The 19,210-nt window shown below is 60.2% G+C and carries 20 protein-coding genes and 1 pseudogene; 8 read left to right on the top strand and 13 right to left on the bottom strand.

Going from position 1 to position 19,210, the window contains the following annotated elements; all coding sequences use genetic code 11:
• Positions 1–36 precede the first annotated feature (36 nt).
• From HFO99_RS12075 to HFO99_RS12060, 4 genes are read right to left on the bottom strand one after another with little or no spacing between them, the layout of a single operon-like run.
• On the bottom strand, positions 37–594 hold the full coding sequence (locus HFO99_RS12075) for a GNAT family N-acetyltransferase (protein ID WP_222361420.1): 558 nt from the start codon (positions 592–594) through the stop codon (positions 37–39).
• A complete protein-coding gene (locus HFO99_RS12070; protein ID WP_222361418.1) occupies positions 591–1,790 on the bottom strand; it encodes a M20 aminoacylase family protein in 1,200 nt (399 codons plus the stop codon). The genes HFO99_RS12075 and HFO99_RS12070 overlap by 4 nt, the downstream gene beginning before the upstream one ends.
• A gap of 17 nt (positions 1,791–1,807) precedes the next feature.
• Positions 1,808–3,157, bottom strand: a complete 1,350-nt coding sequence (locus HFO99_RS12065; protein WP_222361416.1) for an LLM class flavin-dependent oxidoreductase — start codon at positions 3,155–3,157, stop codon at positions 1,808–1,810.
• Between the two features lie 24 nt (positions 3,158–3,181).
• Positions 3,182–4,174: an LLM class flavin-dependent oxidoreductase gene (locus HFO99_RS12060; RefSeq protein WP_128407504.1), complete on the bottom strand. Its 993-nt coding sequence runs from the start codon at positions 4,172–4,174 to the stop codon at positions 3,182–3,184.
• Positions 4,175–4,393: 219 nt separating this feature from the next.
• Here HFO99_RS12060 and HFO99_RS12055 point away from each other — a divergent pair, with 219 nt between their 5' ends.
• Positions 4,394–4,675 carry a type II toxin-antitoxin system Phd/YefM family antitoxin gene (locus HFO99_RS12055; protein WP_003591561.1) on the top strand — a complete coding sequence of 94 codons (282 nt, stop codon included), beginning with the start codon at positions 4,394–4,396 and terminating at the stop codon, positions 4,673–4,675.
• A complete protein-coding gene (locus HFO99_RS12050) occupies positions 4,675–4,998 on the top strand; it encodes a type II toxin-antitoxin system RelE/ParE family toxin (protein ID WP_222361414.1) in 324 nt (107 codons plus the stop codon). The genes HFO99_RS12055 and HFO99_RS12050 overlap by 1 nt, the downstream gene beginning before the upstream one ends.
• A 106-nt stretch (positions 4,999–5,104) precedes the next feature.
• On the opposite strand, the gene HFO99_RS12045 is transcribed toward HFO99_RS12050, so the two are convergent.
• The 8 genes and pseudogenes from HFO99_RS12045 to HFO99_RS12010 form a co-directional block, all read right to left on the bottom strand.
• Complete coding sequence (locus tag HFO99_RS12045) at positions 5,105–5,647, bottom strand: potassium channel family protein (RefSeq protein WP_222361412.1); 543 nt, start codon at positions 5,645–5,647, stop codon at positions 5,105–5,107.
• A 96-nt stretch (positions 5,648–5,743) separates the two neighbouring features.
• Positions 5,744–6,436 (bottom strand): hypothetical protein, encoded by a 693-nt coding sequence (locus HFO99_RS12040; RefSeq protein WP_222334559.1) that lies wholly within the window; start codon positions 6,434–6,436, stop codon positions 5,744–5,746.
• A 31-nt stretch (positions 6,437–6,467) separates the two neighbouring features.
• Positions 6,468–7,037, bottom strand: coding sequence for an OmpA family protein (locus HFO99_RS12035; RefSeq protein ID WP_222361722.1), 570 nt, complete (start codon positions 7,035–7,037; stop codon positions 6,468–6,470).
• Positions 7,038–7,064: 27 nt separating this feature from the next.
• Complete coding sequence (locus tag HFO99_RS12030) at positions 7,065–7,493, bottom strand: cysteine rich repeat-containing protein (RefSeq protein WP_222361410.1); 429 nt, start codon at positions 7,491–7,493, stop codon at positions 7,065–7,067.
• Between the two features lie 59 nt (positions 7,494–7,552).
• Complete coding sequence (locus tag HFO99_RS12025; RefSeq protein ID WP_222334557.1) at positions 7,553–7,822, bottom strand: hypothetical protein; 270 nt, start codon at positions 7,820–7,822, stop codon at positions 7,553–7,555.
• A 120-nt stretch (positions 7,823–7,942) separates the two neighbouring features.
• Positions 7,943–8,273 (bottom strand): annotated as a pseudogene (locus HFO99_RS12020) (HupE/UreJ family protein); the annotation flags it as partial.
• 62 nt (positions 8,274–8,335) lie between these two features.
• Entirely contained in the window at positions 8,336–9,856 is a 1,521-nt protein-coding gene (locus tag HFO99_RS12015; protein WP_222361408.1) for a DUF1254 domain-containing protein, read from the bottom strand.
• Positions 9,857–9,920: 64 nt separating this feature from the next.
• Positions 9,921–11,357, bottom strand: coding sequence for a DUF1254 domain-containing protein (locus tag HFO99_RS12010; protein WP_222361406.1), 1,437 nt, complete (start codon positions 11,355–11,357; stop codon positions 9,921–9,923).
• A gap of 347 nt (positions 11,358–11,704) precedes the next feature.
• Between HFO99_RS12010 and HFO99_RS12005 the strand changes: the two genes are divergently transcribed.
• From HFO99_RS12005 to HFO99_RS11980, 6 genes are all read left to right on the top strand, one after another.
• On the top strand, positions 11,705–13,513 hold the full coding sequence (locus HFO99_RS12005; RefSeq protein ID WP_222361404.1) for an adenylate cyclase: 1,809 nt from the start codon (positions 11,705–11,707) through the stop codon (positions 13,511–13,513).
• 191 nt (positions 13,514–13,704) lie between these two features.
• Positions 13,705–14,445 (top strand): DUF2092 domain-containing protein, encoded by a 741-nt coding sequence (locus HFO99_RS12000; protein WP_261323137.1) that lies wholly within the window; start codon positions 13,705–13,707, stop codon positions 14,443–14,445.
• On the top strand, positions 14,442–14,654 hold the full coding sequence (locus HFO99_RS11995) for a hypothetical protein (protein ID WP_222361400.1): 213 nt from the start codon (positions 14,442–14,444) through the stop codon (positions 14,652–14,654). The genes HFO99_RS12000 and HFO99_RS11995 overlap by 4 nt, the downstream gene beginning before the upstream one ends.
• A 129-nt stretch (positions 14,655–14,783) precedes the next feature.
• A complete protein-coding gene (locus tag HFO99_RS11990; protein WP_222361720.1) occupies positions 14,784–16,043 on the top strand; it encodes an alpha/beta hydrolase in 1,260 nt (419 codons plus the stop codon).
• Positions 16,040–16,843: a transporter gene (locus tag HFO99_RS11985; protein ID WP_222361398.1), complete on the top strand. Its 804-nt coding sequence runs from the start codon at positions 16,040–16,042 to the stop codon at positions 16,841–16,843. The genes HFO99_RS11990 and HFO99_RS11985 overlap by 4 nt, the downstream gene beginning before the upstream one ends.
• Positions 16,844–17,025: 182 nt before the next feature.
• Positions 17,026–17,364 carry a DUF2147 domain-containing protein gene (locus HFO99_RS11980; protein ID WP_222361396.1) on the top strand — a complete coding sequence of 113 codons (339 nt, stop codon included), beginning with the start codon at positions 17,026–17,028 and terminating at the stop codon, positions 17,362–17,364.
• A gap of 488 nt (positions 17,365–17,852) precedes the next feature.
• Here HFO99_RS11980 and repC read toward each other — a convergent pair whose 3' ends face one another.
• Positions 17,853–19,163 (bottom strand): plasmid replication protein RepC, encoded by a 1,311-nt coding sequence (gene repC / locus HFO99_RS11975; protein WP_222361394.1) that lies wholly within the window; start codon positions 19,161–19,163, stop codon positions 17,853–17,855.
• Between the last annotated feature and the right edge of the window lie 47 nt (positions 19,164–19,210).

Raw genomic sequence — 19,210 nt, 5'->3', positions numbered from 1 at the left:
GTGCTTCCCTTTTATGATTGTCGGTCTTTGCCGTTTTCAGAAATTTGCGCCGGCCACCCGCAGGCGCGGTTCGGCATCTTCGTGAGCAGGCTCAGCGAGATGGGTGATGTCCTTCTCGAAGGGCAGGCTCTTGTAGATCTCGGGATCAACGGAGGTGTCGAAGAGAGCGGTGTAGCCGTAGTTCAGATAGAGGCCGACGGCTTCGGGCTGGCGAAAGCCGGTCGTCAGGTAGATGCGGAAATAACCTTGGCGGGCGGCCTGGGCCTCCAATTCCACCAGCACCTGGCGGGCAAGGCCCTGACGGCGCAGATCGGAGCGCGTCCAGATGCGTTTGAACTCGGCCGTGCGTTCGTCATAGTTCTTGAAAGCCCCGCCGCCGATGGTTTCGCCACCACGGATCAACAGGAGAAAATTGCCGTCAGGCGGCGCAAAGGCTTCGGGAGGATAGCGGTTGAGCTCGGCTGCGGCCCCTTCGGCATTGAAATAGTTGCCGTAGCGGCTGTCATATTCGTGGATCAATTCATCGATCAGCGGCTTGGCGCGCGGGTCGAGAGGGCTGGTATAGAGAAACGTATCGCTCATATCGTTCATCACCCGTTGTCATCAGTGAGGAAGGTTTCGGCGAGCCGGACCCAGTAGCGGGCGGCGGGCGCAATGATCGCGTCGTTGAAATTGTAGTGGGCGCTGTGGAGAGGAGAACTGTCACCATTCCCGACGAAGAGGTAGCTGCCGGGATTTGCCTGCAGCATGAAGGCAAAATCCTCGCTCGCCGTTCTCGGCCGGAAACCCTTCTCGATCGCCGCCGGGCCGAGTGCGTCATAGGCGACATCGCGGGCAAAGGCCGTCTCGGCTGCGTGATTGACCAGCGCCGGAAAGCCGAGGCGGTAGTTCACGTCCGCCTCGGCGCCGAAGCTCTCGGCCTGGGCGCGGGCAAGGGCGGGAATGCGCTCTCGCAACAGCTGGCGGACCGTTTCACTGAAGGCCCGCATGGTGAGCTTCATCTCGACGCTCTCAGGGATGACGTTCGAGGCGGAGCCGGCATGGATCGAGCCGACGGTGGCGACCGCCATGTCCTGCGGGTCGACATTGCGGGAAACGACGCTCTGCAAGGCGGTGATGAAGGAGGCCGAGGCAAGCACCGGATCGACGGCGCGGTGCGGCTCGGCGCCGTGGCCGCCCTTGCCGATGATCTTGATTACCGCCTGATCGACCGAAGCCATGGCGGGGCCGCTAACGAAGCCGAATTGACCCGCGGGAACACCCGGCCAGTTGTGGAGCCCGAAGACCGCGTCGACAGGAAAACGTTCGAACAGGCCTTCCGAGATCATCTTGCGGGCGCCGGCGCCGATTTCCTCGGCGGGCTGGAAGATCAGCCGCAGCGTGCCGCTGAAATTGCCGCTTTCGGCGAGATAACGGGCGGCGGCGAGCAGGATCGACGTATGTCCGTCATGGCCGCAGGCATGCATGACACCAGGATTGCTGCTGGCATAGGCAAGGCCGGTCGCCTCCTCGATCGGCAGCGCGTCCATGTCGGCGCGGATGCCGATCCGCTTTTTGCCATCGCCGCGCTTGAGGGTGGCGACGATGCCGGTTCCGGCAATGCCCGTCGCCACCTCATAGCCCCAGGAGGAAAGGTGGGATGCCACAAGCTTGCTGGTTCTGAGCTCCTGAAACGCGAGCTCCGGATATTGGTGCAGGTCGTGGCGAAGCGCGATGATCTCGTCGAGATAGGCGGCGATACCTTTCTCGACCGGATCGTTGCTGTGCGAGTTCTGAGCGATGATGTTCATTGCGGTTCGTCAGCGCCTCAGGCGCCGACAGCCTTTCCGCGCTCGACCTGGTCCGCGCCAGCCGCATAGCGGCTTTCGCGGAAGGGCAGGCCGAGATGGTCGCGCAGCGTCTCGCCCTTCAGGACCGGATCGAAATAGCCGCGTTCCGTGAGGATCGGCAGAACGTATCTGGAGAAGTCGTCGAAGCCCTCGGCGATGACAGGGAAACCGAGGATGAAGCCGTCGGCGGCGCCATGATCCACCCAACGGATGATCTCGTCGGCGATGTGTTCCGCCGTGCCGATGAAGGCGGTGCGCGGCGTTGCGGAATCAAGCGCGACCTGGCGGAGCGTCAGGTCCTTCTCCCGCGCCGTCTTCTTGATGCGGTCGGTGGTGGCGCGGAAATTGTTCCTGCCGATATCGCCGAGCTCGGGGAACGGCGCGTCGAGCGGATAGACGCTGAAATCATGATGATCGAAGAAGCGGCCGAGATAGAGCAGCGCCTCCTCGATGGTGACGAGGTTGCGGATCGCCTGATACTTGGCGTCCGCCTCTTCCTGCGTCGCTCCGACGATCGGTCCGATACCAGGATAGATTCCGACTTCCGCGGCACTGCGGCCATGGGCAATTACGCTGTCCTTGAGCTGGCGGTAGAAGGCCTGCGCCTCCTCGAATGGCCCGCCATTGGTGAAGACCGCGTCGGCATGCTTGCCGGCAAGCCTGATGCCCGAGTCCGAGGCGCCCGCCTGGAAAACGACGGGTTGGCCCTGCTTGGAACGGCCGATATTGAGCGGCCCCTCGACGCGGAAGAAACGGCCCTTGTGGTTGAGGCGATGCATCTTCGTCTTGTCGACAAAGACGCCGGTCTCACGGTTGCGGACGAAGGCGTCGTCGTCCCAGGAATCCCACAGGCCCTTGATCGCATCGATATAGTCCTCGGCGATCTCGTAGCGCAGTTCGTGTTCGGGATGTTCACGGCTGTAATTGCGCCCGGAACCCTCGAGCGGCGAGGTCACCGCATTCCACCCTGCCCGGCCGCCGCTGATGAGATCGATCGAGGCGAACTGGCGGGCGATGGTGAAGGGATCGCTGTAGGAGGTCGAAACCGTGCCGACGAGGCCGATTTTCGAGGTCGAGACGGCGAGCGCCGAGAGAATGGCGATCGGCTCGAACCGGTTGAGGAAATGCGGAATGGACTGCTCGTTGATGTAGAGCCCGTCGGCAACGAAGGCAAAAGCGATGCCGGCCGCCTCCGCCTTGCGCGCCGTCTTGACGAAGAAATCGAAATTGACGCTGGCATCGGCCGGTCCGCTTGGATGCTTCCAGGCATTCATGTGACCGCCGGGACCCTGCAGCATGATGCCGAACGTGACGTGTGTTTGAGCCATGGGATCAATCCTTTTTGGAAACGGTCAGGCGACGAGGGAAAGCCGCTCTTTGGCGAGCAGCTCGATGGAGGCCAGGCGCTCGGCGGCCGAAAGCGCCGGCGTGTCGAGCACGAACTCCTTGACCCCGTAGCGGCGGTGAAGTTCGTCCAGCTCCTTGCGGATCTGCTCCGCCGTGCCATGCAGCACGCTCGGCACCTTTTCCTCGATGCGGTAATCGGTGACGCCGGCCTGGCGGGCAAATTCGGCCGCCTGCTCCTCGCTGCCGACATTAACGGTCTGGCCGTTCGGCAGGAACACCTTGACGATGCGCAGCTTGCCGACGCGCTCGCGGGCATAGTCCTCGCTTTCGGCGGCGAAGGCTGCGAGCGCCAGGATCGGGCGCTTGCCGCCGGATGCCCGCTCATAGGCCTCGAAGGTTCTGCGCAAATTGTCAGGATCGCCGTTCAGGTGACCGGCGAAAACGAGTTCCCAACCCTTCTCGGCAGCGAGCTCGGCGCTTTCGACGCTGGCGCCGAGCAGGAAACGTTCGGGAGCAGTCGGCGGGAAAGGCGTTGCCTGCGCCCCCTCGTAATTCGGGTCGGCAGCGAGATATGTGTTGAGATCGGAAAGTTGGCTCGCGAAATCGGGCTTCCTGGCCGGATCGACGGCAAGCTGCAGGGCGCGCGTCGAGAGCGGAAAGCCGCCCGGCGCCTTGCCGACACCGAGATCGACGCGACCGGGCGCAAGCGATGCCAGAAGATTGAAGGTCTCGGCAACCTTATACGCACTGTAGTGCTGCAGCATGACGCCGCCGGAGCCGATGCGGATCCTCGAGGTCCTGGCGAGAAGATAGGCGATCAGTGCCTCCGGCGCGGAGCTCGCCAGATTGGACATGTTATGATGCTCAGCGACCCAGAAACGGTGATAACCGAGTTCCTCGGCCCGGGCGGCAATCTTGACCGTCGCCCGCAGCGCGTCCGCCGCGGTGAGACCCTGTTCGATCGGGCTTTTGTCGAGAAGACTGAGGAGGTAGGTCATGGCACCACGATCCGATCCTTGGTTGCAAAGTCTAGTCTATAAAATCAGTAGACAAACTTCATTATAAGAAATGACATTCTCTTTCGAACACGCTGAGTGAAAAAAAGCGGCCGCACCTAAGATGGAAAATCGGATGCCGGAAACGTGCCCGACGCCACCGAAGGCTTCTTTCAATCGACCACTTGATGGTCTATATTCTGGTCGAAAGGGAGTAACCGCATGAAGCTGTCAGAACAGGTGAAGCCGATCAGCTATCTCAAGGCGCACGCGCCGGAGATCATCCGGACATTGAAGGATAACCCGCAGCCGGTCGTCATTACGCTTCACGGCGAGGCGAAAGCCATCCTTCAGGACGTCGGCCAATACGAAGAAACCCAGGAGACATTGGCGCTCCTGAAAGTGCTGGCGCTCACCAACCGGCAAGTCGAGGAGGGCAAACTGCGCCCCGCTGCAGAATCCTTCGCGCGTATCCGCAAACGTCTGGCGGACAGCCAATCCTGATGCCATATCGTGTTCTTTTCGCCGAGGATGCGGAACGCGACATCGAGGATCTCTATCGCTTCATCGCTAGCCGTGACGGCGCCGAGACGGCAGAGCGCATCCTGACGGACATCGAGAGCGCATGTGCCGAGCTTGAAGAATTCCCCGCCCGCGGAAATATTCCGAAGGAGTTGGCGGGGATCGGAATTTCGGAATATCGGGAACTGCACCATAAGCCGTGGCGCATGATCTATCGCATCCTGGGCACGGACGTCGTCGTCTACTGCGTGGTAGACGGACGTCGCGACATGCAGAGTTTTCTGGAGCGAAGGCTTATCCGCTGATGTCCGGCATATCGTTGTTGAGCGCTTCGGATCTACGGCTTATGCCGGTCAAGCGCTGCCATAATCTTGCCCGTATACAGGTCTGGGAAGACGCGGCCCGGCAGATTTACCCGCCTTCTGGAAATCTCGCGACGTCGTGATCGAGAGGGCGAGCATCCTGATGCTCCGCTTTTGCCTCTATCACACGCTCCTGCCTCGCCCGCAGGCGGTCGAACTTGCCGAAGTCGGTCATGACGCTGACGAGGACGCTACCCGTCCAACCGAAGGTGAAGAGGCCCGACATGCCAATGATCGGGCCGAGCAGACGCCAGCGATCCGGGAGGGTGACGGTTCCCTCGCCCAGCGTCGTATAGCACTCAAGCACGTAGTAGTAGCTGTCACGCATCGAGGGGATGATGGCCCTGACATAGAGAGGCATCGCCCAGATCAGCGTTTCTGCGAAATGCAGAATCGCCAGCGCGGCGATCGTCGCGGCCAGCATCAAGTTCAGACGCCAGTGCGGCGTGGCCTTCGTGACGCCTGCCCATGACTTGCTGAATTGAAGGCTGATGCTCCGGATACCAGCGCCGTGTACGAAGATGACCACAACCAGAAACACAGTGCCGACGAGTATTTCCAGAACTGGATCAGGATTCGATAGATGGTCCAATTGCGACGTCCTCGGTCTTGCAACGCCCGCTGGAAGGGCCGTCAACCTTCCAACGCGCCGAAACCAGCACTGGCATGTTGTTGCTATACCCTGGCGCTAGTAGCAGGGTGGATACGGGTAATATCCGCAAGCCGGAGGCGGATAATAGCGGCGATCCTCGGCGACTGCGGCACCGATTGCCGCCCCCGCAACAACGCCCGCTCCGTAATAGGCGCCCGGATGTGCGTACCATCCGCCGCGCCAGACGGGGGCGCGAAAACCAGCGCCCCCGACGGCGACGCCCCCGTAAGGACCGCGGGCCGCAAACCAGTCGATGAACAGCGATGCGGGGCCGTCGGCTCCGGCGAGATCACCTTCGAGCACAGCCACCTCGAAGATGAGATTTGTTCCCTCGAGCTTCGGTGTCTTCAAGACGACGACCGCATCAGCGACTGTGTCGCCCTTGCCGCTCAGGACCGATATCGTCGCGTTCGGAGGATCCTTGGCAAAGCTATCTGCCCCCTCGCCCCACTGCTTGATGAACTCGGAGGTCAGCACATGACCGGCGGAGCGCACCGGGCGGTCGGCAAACACGATAGACACGGCCGAGATGCCGCTCATCGTCAGTTTGCCGTTCTCGAGCCTCGCCCCTCCGGAGTTGAGGACGGCGAGCGACGGCACCATTTTTGACTTAGGCGCGCCGATGGTCTTCTGAGCGGGCGCCGAGATGGCGTCCTGCGCGAGAACCGGCGTTGACGATAGAAGACCTGCTGCGATTGCGATCAAGCACATATCGGAGATTCTAAGCATATGCTTCCTCCCGTTTTTCCACTGAGTGGCGTTATTTCAACAGTCCCAGATTGATCAGTTGAACACGTCGGTTATCTGCCGACTCCGGGTGACCCGGATCGATCGGCCATTCCTCGCCGGCTCCGACTGAAAAAAGGCGATCCGGCGAAACCGCAAAGGTGGTCGACAGCGCTTCGTTGATCGCGTCGGCGCGTTTCTGGCTGAGTTCGAGATTGTGCTTGGCGGTTCCCGTTGCGCTCGAGTGTCCGACGATCAGGAACTTGTACCGGAACAGGTCCGGATGGTGCAGGGCGTCGGCGATGAGCCCAACAGTGCGGTAGGATTTTGGCTCGATGGCAGTCGAGTTGTTTTCGAAGTCGATCTCGACGATCAACTGCGAGAGCTCTGACAACTTGTTCCAGTTGGGCAGGGTGGCGACGCCCTTCCCGACATTGGCGTTGGCTTCCTCCACAAGCAGAGCGACGTCGACGGCGGGAGCCGCCGCCTTGACCTGTCCGAGAGTGGTCATGATCTGCGTGTTGTCGAGCTGCTGGGCCGAGGCGATGCACGGAGCCATTAGCAGGCCGAGTGCCAGCGAAATGCGATGGCCGTGAACGATCATCTTGTTCTTCCTTTTTCCGATCATGGTTCACCGCCATCCAGCGTCGGTGATTGCCTGGTTGCAAGCCTTGTTGTCCACCCGCTTCGTCTCGACGAGGCAGGAGAGGATGTTCCCGTCGCCCTTCACGCTGTTGCAGTATTGGGAGATGTCATGCTGGCAGACCTTGAACGCCGACGCCTGCGCCTCCTGGCGCTGGGCGATCGATGACATGACGCTGCCAAGGGTCGCCGTGCAGGTCGGGGAGACCTTCGACGCATTCTTCTCGAGGCAGGCCTGTATGCGGCCGTTCCCGAGGTTCTCGCCGTTGCAGAGCTTCTTGATGTCCGGCCCACACTCCTTGGCAAGAGTCGTGACCGCATCGGCGTAGCTCATGGTGTCGGCGCGCCCGACCGTGGTGAGCGCGAGGAAGCCGGCGAGCGCCGCGCCTGCGAAGATACCAAGTCTGTTCATCATCATTGTCCCTCCTGAAGCGATTGATCTGAAGTGGTGAATTTACGTCGAATGCTTGGCGGCGGTTATCGTCGTCGCGGTTTGAATGGGACGACTGCGGCTCTATCGAGGGACTGCTCGATCTCGGTCCGCATGCTGTCGATTAGCTCCCTATATTCGGCGAGGCGCTCGTCGCGCTCTGGAGCGGTTGACTGTTGCCATCTCACTTCCTCGTTGTTCGCGATCTCGAAGTCGTCGCAAAGGTCGCGAAACCCCTCGCTGCGCAAAGCGAGCTCCTCGATCGCATCAGCGCGGTCCTTGAAGCCGCTCTTTACGAAACCAACACCGTTTGCCATCCGGTTTCATCCATTCGCGTGGATCGTCTGACAGCAGTCGATCCCAGGGCATGATGATACAAATCTCTCGTATCGGAGCGTATGTTACTGTAACCAACGGCCCCGTGGCCGACGCACCTGCTAGAACGCCGCTACGCGCTCCACGAACCAGAAGGCCGCCACCGCTCCGATCGCGTAGGTCGCCGTCGTGAAGGCATGACGACCAAGCCAAGCCGGATATTTCGCCAACCTCACAACTGCGATCAGGCCGATTGCCACGGTAATGAACATCAACTGGCCGACCTCGACGCCGACATTGAAGAACAGCAGGGCGAGTGGAATGCCTCCGGCTGGAAGTGCCAGCGCCGAAAACGCCCCTGCGGAGCCCAGTCCGTGCAGCAGTCCGAACGCGCAGGGCAACCATCCAAGGCCGGTCGGCCGTGATGCCCGACTGACCGTTATGGATCCGAATCTGCATTATGCCTATTTTCTGAAGATCGAGCGGATGGAGAACCATCCGCTCGATCTGCTCAACTATTGCACCAGTTCGAATTCGCCCGGCTTCCAACTCTTGTCGAACCATGACTCCAGTGGGGCATAGAGGCGGAGAAGAACGTTCCAGCCTTTGCCGGGCACCGTCTGGACCCAGTTGGCCTCATGGCCTTCCGGCGCCGTCGGACCGAACCAGACATCGACCGAGGAGTCCGCGTTGATCACAATGTCTTTCTTGTCGCTGCCGATGCTAGGGAATTGCTGGTCCGTCTGCAGCATCGAACGCGTCTGATTGTCATACGCGACGAATGACCAGAAATCCTTTGCCGGAATGTTTGGCGGCAGGTGAATCTTATAGGTCTTGCTGCCGTCGAACGGCTTACCGTCCTTATCGGTCGTGGCGCCGGCATATTGCGAGCCGATGCCGACGCGCTTTATCGCCATGGCCGGCGTGATGCCGGTCGCGTAGTAATGAAACAGAACACGGGCATCCAGATAGCGAACGCCGGGCTGCAGAAGAAACTCGTAGCTGCCGCCGACAAAGCCGGTGAACCAGGCACTGCCCGGATAATAATAGGCATCCTTCATGCGGGTCTTGAAGGTGATGGTGCGCGCCGTCGCGTTGCCGACGGCCACGGCTTCGGTAAGGATCTTCTTCATTCGCTCGTCGGGTTCAAAGGGCTTGCCCTTTTCGATGCCGATGGCAGCGAGTTGTCCTAGCACTTCCGGGTGATAGGCCTCGTTCGGCTCGTATTGGACAATGTCGTTCACTTCCTCGTAGAAATGAAAGTCATTGGCATGAATGGTGTTGTACTCCTTGCCAGAGGTATTGATGATCTTCATCGGCGGCGGCTTGCCGGCTTCCGAAAGAGGATAGACCTTGGCGAATTTCCTGGTGTTTTCGACCGCGGTTGCGGTGCTGCCGTTTTCGAGGAAGCCGCGCCAGAAGAAGAGGTTTCCGTAGGTCGAAGTCCGCAATACGAAATAGCCTTCGGGGACCTCGCCCTCGTAGCCTGGGGGCAAGAGGAGGTATTTTCCACCCTTGCCCTTGTCCGGACCTGCATTGCCGACATCACCGACATATTCGAACCAGTGGTTGTCTATCATGCCCAGGATGTTGGGTGGTGTCTCGATGACCAGCGGGCCGGCCTTGGTGTCCAGCCACATGAGATTGTAGATGCTTTCAGTGTTGCCCGTCAGGTACAACGAATGCGAGTCCATCAGGTTTTCGAAGATCAGGATCGTTTGGTTGTTGTCGGCGCCCTGGCTTGCCAGTCCAACCCGTATCGCTTCGACGGATGCACCGGGCATGGCGTTGAGAAAAGCGTCGACGCCGCGCATGAAATCGAGATTGTCGTAGATCTTCTCCGACGTGGCGTCGTCCGGGAAGCCATCGAAAAACCTCAGCTTGCCAAGTCTGGTGTCTAAACTCTCTGGCGTGATGATCGAATCCGGTATCGGCGTCGCCATTTTCATCTTCGGCGCCGTATCGGCGGAAGCAGCGGTTACGCCCATCAGCATAACCGCAGCGGTGGCGCAAACCAGCGTTGTCGTGCGTATCATTATTTTCTCCTCATCGACATCCGACGCCACGCGTCAGCCTGGTCGAGATAATTCATGGTCTGGATTAGTATTGCGCAACATTGATACCGGGCGGCTGCCACGTCCCTTGGCCGGCCGGCAGTATGGAAGGCGCTTCGGTCTTCGGCCAGTACAAGCGCATCACCAGATAGATCGTGCCGTCCGGGGCCGGAAGCCAGTTGGCTTCCTTGTCCGCTCCGGGGCTGTCTTTCTGGATATAGAGGGTGAGCGAGCCGTCCTCGTTCTTCTTCATGCCCGGCAACATTGGAGAGTTGATGAGGTAGCGATTGATCGGGTTCTTGACCAGGAACTGGCTCTTGCCGTCGTACATGGTCACGGACCAGAACGAATGCACTGGCGGCAACTGGCCTGGCGGGAAGGTGATCGTGTACTTGTGCTTGCTGCCGTCGAGCGGTTCCCCCGCCGCATCCGTTCTGGTGAAAGGATACATAGCCTCTGCCGCATCGTTGCCATAGAGGCCCGCCTTGGCGGCGCCTGAGCGCATCAACCAATCGCCGTTGAAGAAGGCCTCGTCGCCAAGAAGCGAGCTGACGTTCCAGCCGTTGATGGGCTTGTTTCCGCTGGCCAGCCACTTGTCGATCTTGTCGTCGCCCTGCTTCATGCCGACCAGCAACTCGGCCTTATGCTCGAGCGGCAGATCCTTGAACTCGAAGGTCTTGCCGGGACCGATGCCGATCCTTGCAAGCTTCGCACGGATGTCCTTGTCTCTTGACGTCTCCGGAACGAACCGCAGAGCCACGTCGAGATATTCGAAGAAGTTTTTCTTGATGCCGGCGGTGGTGGCGGGAAGGAACTCGATCGCCGGTGCGGTGGGCGGGGCGGGTTGCTTGAGGAAGGCGGAAAGCGGTTGCGCCTTGTAGCCGGCCTGCACCTTTTCCACGTTCGCCATATCGTCGGCGTCGATAAGCTGGGTCCGGAAGTTGGCGAATACGAACGGGGTGCTCGAGGTGAAGACCTGCTTGATGCCGTCGGGCTTCTCGCCCTTCCAGTCGGGACCGACAACGAGATAGGAGCCGGGGTCGTTGCCCGTAGCGCGGCTGCCTATATAGCCAAAGTTGTAGGTGTTGCCGTCAATCAATTGCACCGAATAATAACGCTTCTTCTCCACCGCCGGCACGGAGATCACCATCGGCTCAGCACGTAAGTCCAGCCAGAGGATCGAGTAGGGCGTGTCGCTGTTCGGCGTGATGATTGCCGTGTCCGCCGGGCTGGCGACCTGATGCATGTTGTTGATCTCGTTGAACGGCGCCTTGAACTGTCCGGAATTCCTGTCAACGGCGAACTCGTTCATGACCGCATAGTTCATCACCAGCGGCAGGCCGTAGATGAAGCCTTCCTCGGCGATGTCCTTGGCCTCGATGATGCCGGGGTAGCCCTGCGCCATCAGCCGGCTTGGCCTTGCAATCGCGGCGCCGGCGGCGATCGCCGCGGCGGAGCGAAGTAGATCTCGCTTCGTCAACATTTGCCGTACTCCTATTGTTCGATGAGTTGTCGAATCCCCTTCGGCAGCACCTCCGCCCCATCCAACCAGGGTTGCCTGCGACCGCGATCGTCGCCAGGCACTGTAAAAGCGCAAGTATGTAACTGTAACATACCAGTATGGCGCGGGGCGGCGCGGACACATGGTGCGGGCGATCGGGGCAGTACTAGACAATATCTACCTGGATAGATCGGTTCGACGTGGGTGATTTACACCCGACGGTCCTACATCTGTGGACGACATTCAATTTCTAGTGTAGGTTCCGGTCCGTTGGGGAAATAAAGCCACTTCGTGCATACGCGGCCTCAAGAGCGGGTGAGGAGAAGGCCATGCAGAATCAATCGCCACCGGCGCGCGATGCAGCGCCGGGTTTGTCGCGTGCTCCACCGGACCAGGACGAGATTCGCGCGCAACTCGAACATATCCTTTGCAGTCATGAATTTCCGAAGGTGGGCCGAAGCGCCGCCTTCCTTACCTATGTCACGGAGGAGGCGCTTGCGGGGCGCGCCGAGCGCATCAAGGGCTACTCGATTGCCATCGAAGTGTTCAAGCGGCGCGAAGGGTTCAAGCAGGACGATCCCGTAGTCCGTATAGAGGCTGGTCGGCTGCGCCGCACGCTGGAGCGCTACTATTTGGTCGCCGGACAAAATGATCCGATCAGGATCGACATCCCCAAAGGCGGTTACGCGCCATCTTTCGTCTGGAATGAAGAGGTCCCGGCGTCTTCTGACGACCGGCTTGCGACACTGAGTCAGCGATTTCAGAAATTGATGCCGTTCGGTCTTGGAGCTGGCAGCATGCTCGGTGTGGTCATGGTGGCGCTGGCCGTTTCTGCCTACTTGCTACCCATAAGGTTGGGCTCTACATCGCAGGGATCCGTCGAGGATGGTCCGACGCTCGTCATCGCCCCGTTCGCCAATCTCGGAGACGGGCCGCAGGCTGCCCTTTATACGGCGGGGCTGACCGAGGAGCTTCTGACCGCCCTTCCTCGCTTCAAGGAAATCAGGGTTTTTGGTCGTGAGACATCGAAGTCTTTGCCCTCCGGCGTCGAGGCGTCCCAGGTCCGTGGCGAGCTGGGCGCCCGCTTCCTCCTTGCGGGCGGCGTTCGTGTTTCGGGTGACCGCATTCGCGTGACTGCGCGCCTGCTTGATACCGACAATGACGAAATCCTGTGGTCGCAGACCTACGACGACGACATCAAGAGTGGCGATCTGTTCGGCATTCAGTCTGATGTCGCAAACAAGGTGGCGAGCGCAGTGGCCCAGCCCTACGGCATCATGGCTCAGGCTGACGTCTCCAATCCGCCCCCTGACGATCTTGGCGCCTACGCCTGCACGCTGAGCTTCTATGGATACCGTGCGGAATTGAGTGCCACACGGCACTTGGACGTCCGGCAGTGCCTCGAAAGCGCCGTCGCCCGCTATCCATCCTTTGCCACCGCATGGGCGATGCTTTCCATCATCTATCTCGACGAGGACCGGTTCCGGTTCAATCCGAGCACCAACGGGTCGGCTCCGATTGATCGCAGCCTGCAGGCGGCCCGTCGCGCCGTGCAACTGGATCCGGACAACACCCGCGCCCATCAGGCGCTGATGACGGCGTTGTTCTTCCATCAGGAGGTTTCCGAAGCCCTCCACGTCGGCGAACAGGCATTGGCGACCAATCCAAACGATACCGAACTGCTCGGAGAGTTTGGTACGCGTGTCGCGATGAGTGGGGAATGGCAACGTGGTGCCGAACTGCTCGACCGCGCTCTTGCCCTCAACCCCGGCGGCGGCGGGTATTACCATGGCACCCGCGCGCTCGCCGCCTACATGCTCCATGACGACGAGACTGCGGTCATCGAGATCAAGCAGGCGAATCTACAGAAGTTTCCGCTCTTCCATGCCGTCGCCGCGGTCATTTACGTGAATGCGGGGATGATGGACGACGCCCGCCGCGAGGCTTCCAGTTTCGACGCGATGCAGCCGGATTTCATTCCCAACGTGGTGGCCGAACTCAAGGCGAGAAACTTCCGACCCGCCGACAGGGCAAGACTGATCGCGGATATCAGAAAGGCTGGCCTTCCCGCGTCCGACGAGGTGGAGGCCTCTATGCTCTGGCGGCCTCAAGGATCGCCCGTGCTTGTGCCGCGGTAGCGCCGCGAGAGGGCCGTGCACCGAGCCGTTTCGGCACAGATGCTACCAGATGTTACGGGCGTTTGCCGTCGCCCGACTGTAGAGTTCGTCGGATTGCAAAGATCCACTCGGGAGGGCATGCATCGATGACCAGACCATCAGGAAGATCTCAGCGTCAGTTCGCGATCGTACTCGCGGCCGGGGCGCTCGCCATGTTTGTGTCCGGGTCCTTGTCGGCAACGCGTGCCGACGAAACCGATGCCAAGAAGCTGGTGAAGGCGATGTCCGACTATCTCGCCTCTCAGAAGGCGATCTCATTCGACTACGACACCAATCTCGAGGTCGTAACCCAGGACCATCAGAAGATCCTGCTTGCAAGCTCCGGCAAGATGGAGATGGGCCGACCCGACAAGCTCCGCGTCACCCGGCATGGCGGGTTTGCCAATGTCGAGATGACATTCGATGGCAAGACGGCGACCATGTTCGGCAAGGACGCCAATCTCTATGCGCAAGCCGAGGTGCCAGGCACGATCGATCACCTGGTGGACGAAATGCGGGACAAGCTGCATCGGCCCGTTCCCGGTGCAGACCTCCTGATGCCCGACGTCTACGGCACGTTGATGGACGGCGTGAGCGACGTGAAGGATCTCGGCAGCGGGGTCATCGGCGGCGTCGAATGCGATCACCTGGCCTTTCGCACCAAGGAGGTGGACTGGCAAATCTGGATCGCCCAGGGCGACCATCCCTATCCCTGCCGCTACGTGATCACCGCGAACCAGGTCGACCAGGGGCCGCAGTACAGCATCCAGATCAGCGACTGGAAGACGGGCGCCGACGTCGTGGCAGCGGACTACACGTTCAAAAATACGACGGACGCCAAGAAGGTCGAGCTGTCGAAGCTCAAGGACACCGACGAGCTTCCCGATCACCTCGCAAAAGGAGCGAAACAATGATCCTGTTCAGACGCGTGAGAGTGCTCCTGATTGCCGCGGTCGTTGGCATTTCCGGGCTTGAGGTCGCCGAGAAATTTTCAATACCTGTGCCGGACGGCATAGTAACCCCGGCCGAAGCCCGGATCGGCCGACCACTGACGCCAGTCAGCGTCGCCGGAGTGGCACGGCGCACGGTCCGGCGCTGCGCGGTGGGCGTCTACTACTGTTAGGACGAGGCGAGCGAGGGGCTGTCGGTAGGCATTTTTTGATGAGGGCGATCTGTGGGCAGTCAGAGTAGCGTAGGGTGGGCGTCGGCTCAAATAAGCTGGCTTCGTTGGTTTCTTGTATGTTCAATGATCATGGCACTACCCGGATGTGGCGGCCATCCAAAGGACGTGCTGACACCCGTGGCCGACACGTGGCCGCAGTCATCGAAGGTCGACATGCTGATCGCAACGACCCGCACCCGGTCGACCGTTCCAGGTGAGATGTTCAACGGAGAACGTGCGCTGGCCCCGGCCTTCGCCGACATGACGATCTCGATTCCGCCCAGCAAGGTTCGCAAGGAAGGACAGGTCGCCTGGCCGAAGAGGTTGCCGTCCAATCCGGCGACGGATTTCGCAACCGTGAAGGCCGACGACCTTAATGTCGACGAAGCCAAGAAGTGGCTGAGCGCGACCGTCAGGAAGACTCCTGACGGCAGCGTTCTCGTGTTCATTCACGGTTTCAACAACCGGTTCGAGGATGCGGTCTACCGTTTCGCGCAGATCGTTCACGACTCCGGCGTCCATAGTGCGCCCATCCTGGTGACATGGCCGTCGCGCGGCAGCCTGCTCGCCTACGGCTACGACCGTGAGAGCACCAACTATACCCGCAACGCCCTCGAGACGCTTTTCCAGTATCTGGCAAAGGATCCCGAGGTGAAGGAAGTCTCGATCCTCGCGCACTCGATGGGCAACTGGTTGGCTCTGGAATCATTGCGCCAGATGGCGATCCGCAACGGCCGGCTGCCGGAGAAATTCAAGAACGTCATGCTGGCGGCTCCCGACGTCGACGTCGACGTGTTCCGGCAGCAAATTGCGGATATGGGAAAGCAGCACCCACAGTTCACGCTGTTTGTCTCCCGTGACGACAAGGCGCTGGCGTTTTCGCGCCGGGTCTGGGGCGACGTCTCCCGGCTCGGCGCCATCGACCCGGAGCAGGCCCCGTATAAGAAGGAGCTCGCGGACAACAAGATCATGGTGATCGACCTTACCAAGATCAAATCCGGCGACAGCATGAACCATGGCAAGTTCGCGGAATCGCCACAAATCGTGCAGCTCATTGGCCAGCGCATTTCGGAGGGGCAGACGCTGACCGACAGTCACGTCGGACTTGGCGATCAGATCTTGGTTGCGACCACCGGGGCGGCGACCGCCGCGGGCAACGTCGCTGGTCTGGTTCTAGCCGCGCCCGTTGCCGTGCTCGATCAGGATACGCGAGACAACTATGCGAGCCACGTCAACAACCTGGCGGGCACGAATGGGGCGCAGCCAGCAGTCAAACACTGCGAGGAAGGACGACCGACGCCGAACTGCGGACGGCAATATCCAAGGCCTTCAGGGGATGGCATCAAATGAATAGTATAGCTTATCGAACGGTGATGCTCCTCACGGCGCTGGGGCTCGGTACTGAGCTGGCAGCCGCCCAGTCGAGTGAGGACCTGGCGAAGAAGCTTTCCAATCCGATAGCCTCGCTCATCAGCGTCCCGTTCCAGTTCAACTACGATCACGGCTATGGTCCAGACGACGGCGACAAGGCGACGCTGAACATTCAGCCGGTCATTCCCTTCAAGATAAACGAGGACTGGAACGTCATCTCGCGCACCATCCTACCCGTGACATGGCAGAACGACATTGCCGGACCGTCGGGAACGCAGTTCGGTCTGGGCGACACCACGCAAAGCTTCTTCTTCTCGCCGTCGAAGCCGACCGAGAGCGGCATCGTCTGGGGCGTCGGCCCGGTGTTCCTGCTGCCGACGGCGACGGACGAGCTCCTCGGAAGCGGCAAGTGGGGTGCGGGTCCGACAGCGGTCGTCCTCAAGCAGGACGGCCCATGGACGATCGGCTTTCTCGGCAACCACATCTGGTCGTTCGCTGGTCAAAACGACCGGGAGGATGTGAGTTCGACGTTCCTCCAGCCGTTCCTCTCCTACACGACCAAAGACGCCTGGACGTTCTCGCTGAATACGGAGTCGACCTATAACTGGGAAACGAACGACTGGTCGGTGCCGATCAACGTCACGGTCGCCAAGCTGATCACCATCGACAAACAGCCAATCAGCCTGACGGCCGGGATCCGGTATTGGGCGGCGGCTCCCGACAATGGCCCGGAAGGACTGGGCTTCCGCGTCGCGGTCACGTTCCTCTTTCCGAAGTGAACGTCCATCATCGTAAAGGAACGTCGTGGTATTCAAGACGAACCGGCAATGCCTCTCCGGATTGGCTCGGGGCGTTCCTTTCGCAAAAGTGCAGGTCCAACCGAACAGAGCATACCAGAAGCTACGAGCCTCGCATGGCGTAAAGACGTAGACTTAGGGCCAATTCAACCGAGGAGGACGTTATGAACCGCATAATTTTCGCTGCCGCCGCACTCGCAGTCTCCGCAGCCATCGCCTATGCACAAGACCCGATCGTCGGGAACTGGAAGACCGAACTTGGAGATACCGCCGCCATCGCTCCCTGTGGCAGTGGCTACTGCATCACGTTGAAGTGCGGCAAGCATGCCGGCGAGCAGATCGGGAACTTCAATGGCAAGGACGGAAGCTACGAGGGCAAGATCACCGATCCAGATGCGAAAAAGACTTACGACGGCTCCCTGACGGTCTCCGGCAACGCGCTGAAGATGAAGGGCTGCGTCCTTAAGGTCGTCTGTGAGTCGCAGACATGGCCCCGTCTTTGACGACTGCACAACAGGATGGCATCGATGACGATGTCGCAACTTAACGTTGATGAAGACGTGGCTTAGCACGTGTTTCTCGCCGGACCAGCAGAGCGAGATTCTCCGTCGTTTCCTCATCACTTACCTCAATGTCGGCCCGGTTCCGCCAACGGTTCCAGGAGGCCTCCTAACCCGATCACCGCGAAGACACCCGCCCCTTGGACGGCTACCATGAGCGGGAGCGAGATTCGCAAGATCGAGTCGTCGTCTAGCGAACGCATGAACCGTACGGAAGGCGATCGATGCTGGGGGCGGATTCCGTGCCTTCAAACGTCAGACGAGTAGCGTCATTGGATCAAGGCCCCTCCTCTCCTCCCTCATGATCGCTCCGATCATCCGGTCGCCTGCGAGCGCCTGCCATTCCGATGGCGCTTGAAGATTAAGGTCGACATCGCTATCCGGCCGCTCAAACCCACGAGTTGCAGGCGCCGCCGCACGGAGCCGAGGACCTATCCAACTTTCCGCCCGGCCGGCGCATTTGCCCGCAGAAGCGCCATCAGCATCGGGCCGATCGCGAATTCGCCCTTTTCGGTTCGCCGCGTCAGGCCACGAAGATAGCCACCGGCCGAATTAATGTGGCCGCCGCGCTCCAGGATGCATGCCATAACGGTCGCAGCGTTTTCCGGACCCATCACATTGGCGGCCTCTTCGTAGGCCGACGGACTGACGCCCAGCATCGATCGAACGATGACGGCTGCGGCCATCAGATCACGCCAGTTGCGGATCACGCCATCCCGCCCATAGGTAAGGATTTCCGGGCAGGCTTGCAGAACCAGGCCGAGTGGGAAGGATTTCAGTCCGCCACCATAATTGCGGACGCCCGGCCGTCGACTTTGCTCTTCCTCCGTCTTCTGACCGTGCGGATGGGCTGTCTCACCCCTACCCTTCTCTGGCGTTACGGCCCCTCGGCCGTTGTCTTGCTCAGCTATCGCGCCCTGCTTCGTTTCGAAGCTTGGTTCAAGTTCAGAGATGGAGTCGGGATTTGAATTCTGTATGTGACGCTCGATATAATCGGCATTGCCGCGCTGTTTTGTTGATTTAACCCGAATTTCCAGCTGGTTAAGAATGTCTGTGCGCAGGCCCGTCAATTCATCCAGCAACAGTTCAAGCTGCGCTGCTGTCGGCGATCGCGGCAGGCCTTCGATCAGGTCCCGGAATTCGCGGTATAGGCCTTGCCAATCCCCAGGGATGTCTTCTTCAACGGCCGCTTCGATCAATTTTGCAATGTCACGGCGGCAGAGAGTGATGCGTTCACGCAGACGCTGGACATGTAGCCGCTCAGCCATCACCTCGGCCGCAAGCTGTTCGATCTCCTCGGCACGGGCAAGCAGCGGCGCCAGCGAGAAACCGAAAGCCTCGTCGACCTCCCCTGCCCTGTCTCTGCGGACATAACGCTTGCCATTCGGACTATCCTTGCGCAGCAGAAGGCCTGCCTCGACCAGCGCGGCGAGATGGCGCCGGACGGTCTGTTCGGCCATGCCATGCGTTCTGAGCGAAAGCTGGATATTCGACGGGAATACGATCAAGCCGTTTTCCTGGGCCAGCTCGTTCTTCGGATAAAAGCTCAAAAGCGCATTGAGCACGGCAAGCGCTCGATCGCCGATGCCGAGCAGCGGCTTTGCCTCGCATAGCGCGCGAAACAGTTTCCACTTATCGACCGACTGGTCCGATTTGATCTCTCCGGCCATGACTTGATTTGCAAGCATGCCAAGCGTCATCGACCGCCGCCCGAAGGGCGTCGTTACATTCCCGGTTTCCATATCTTCCACCTCAACGAGGCAAAAGAAATCCACTCACCAAAACGGCG

Source organism: Rhizobium leguminosarum (assembly GCF_019798305.1).
GTDB lineage: Bacteria > Pseudomonadota > Alphaproteobacteria > Rhizobiales > Rhizobiaceae > Rhizobium > Rhizobium leguminosarum_U.
The sequence above is the reverse complement of the archived record's forward strand: the minus strand, read 5'-3'. Positions and strand labels throughout refer to the sequence as shown.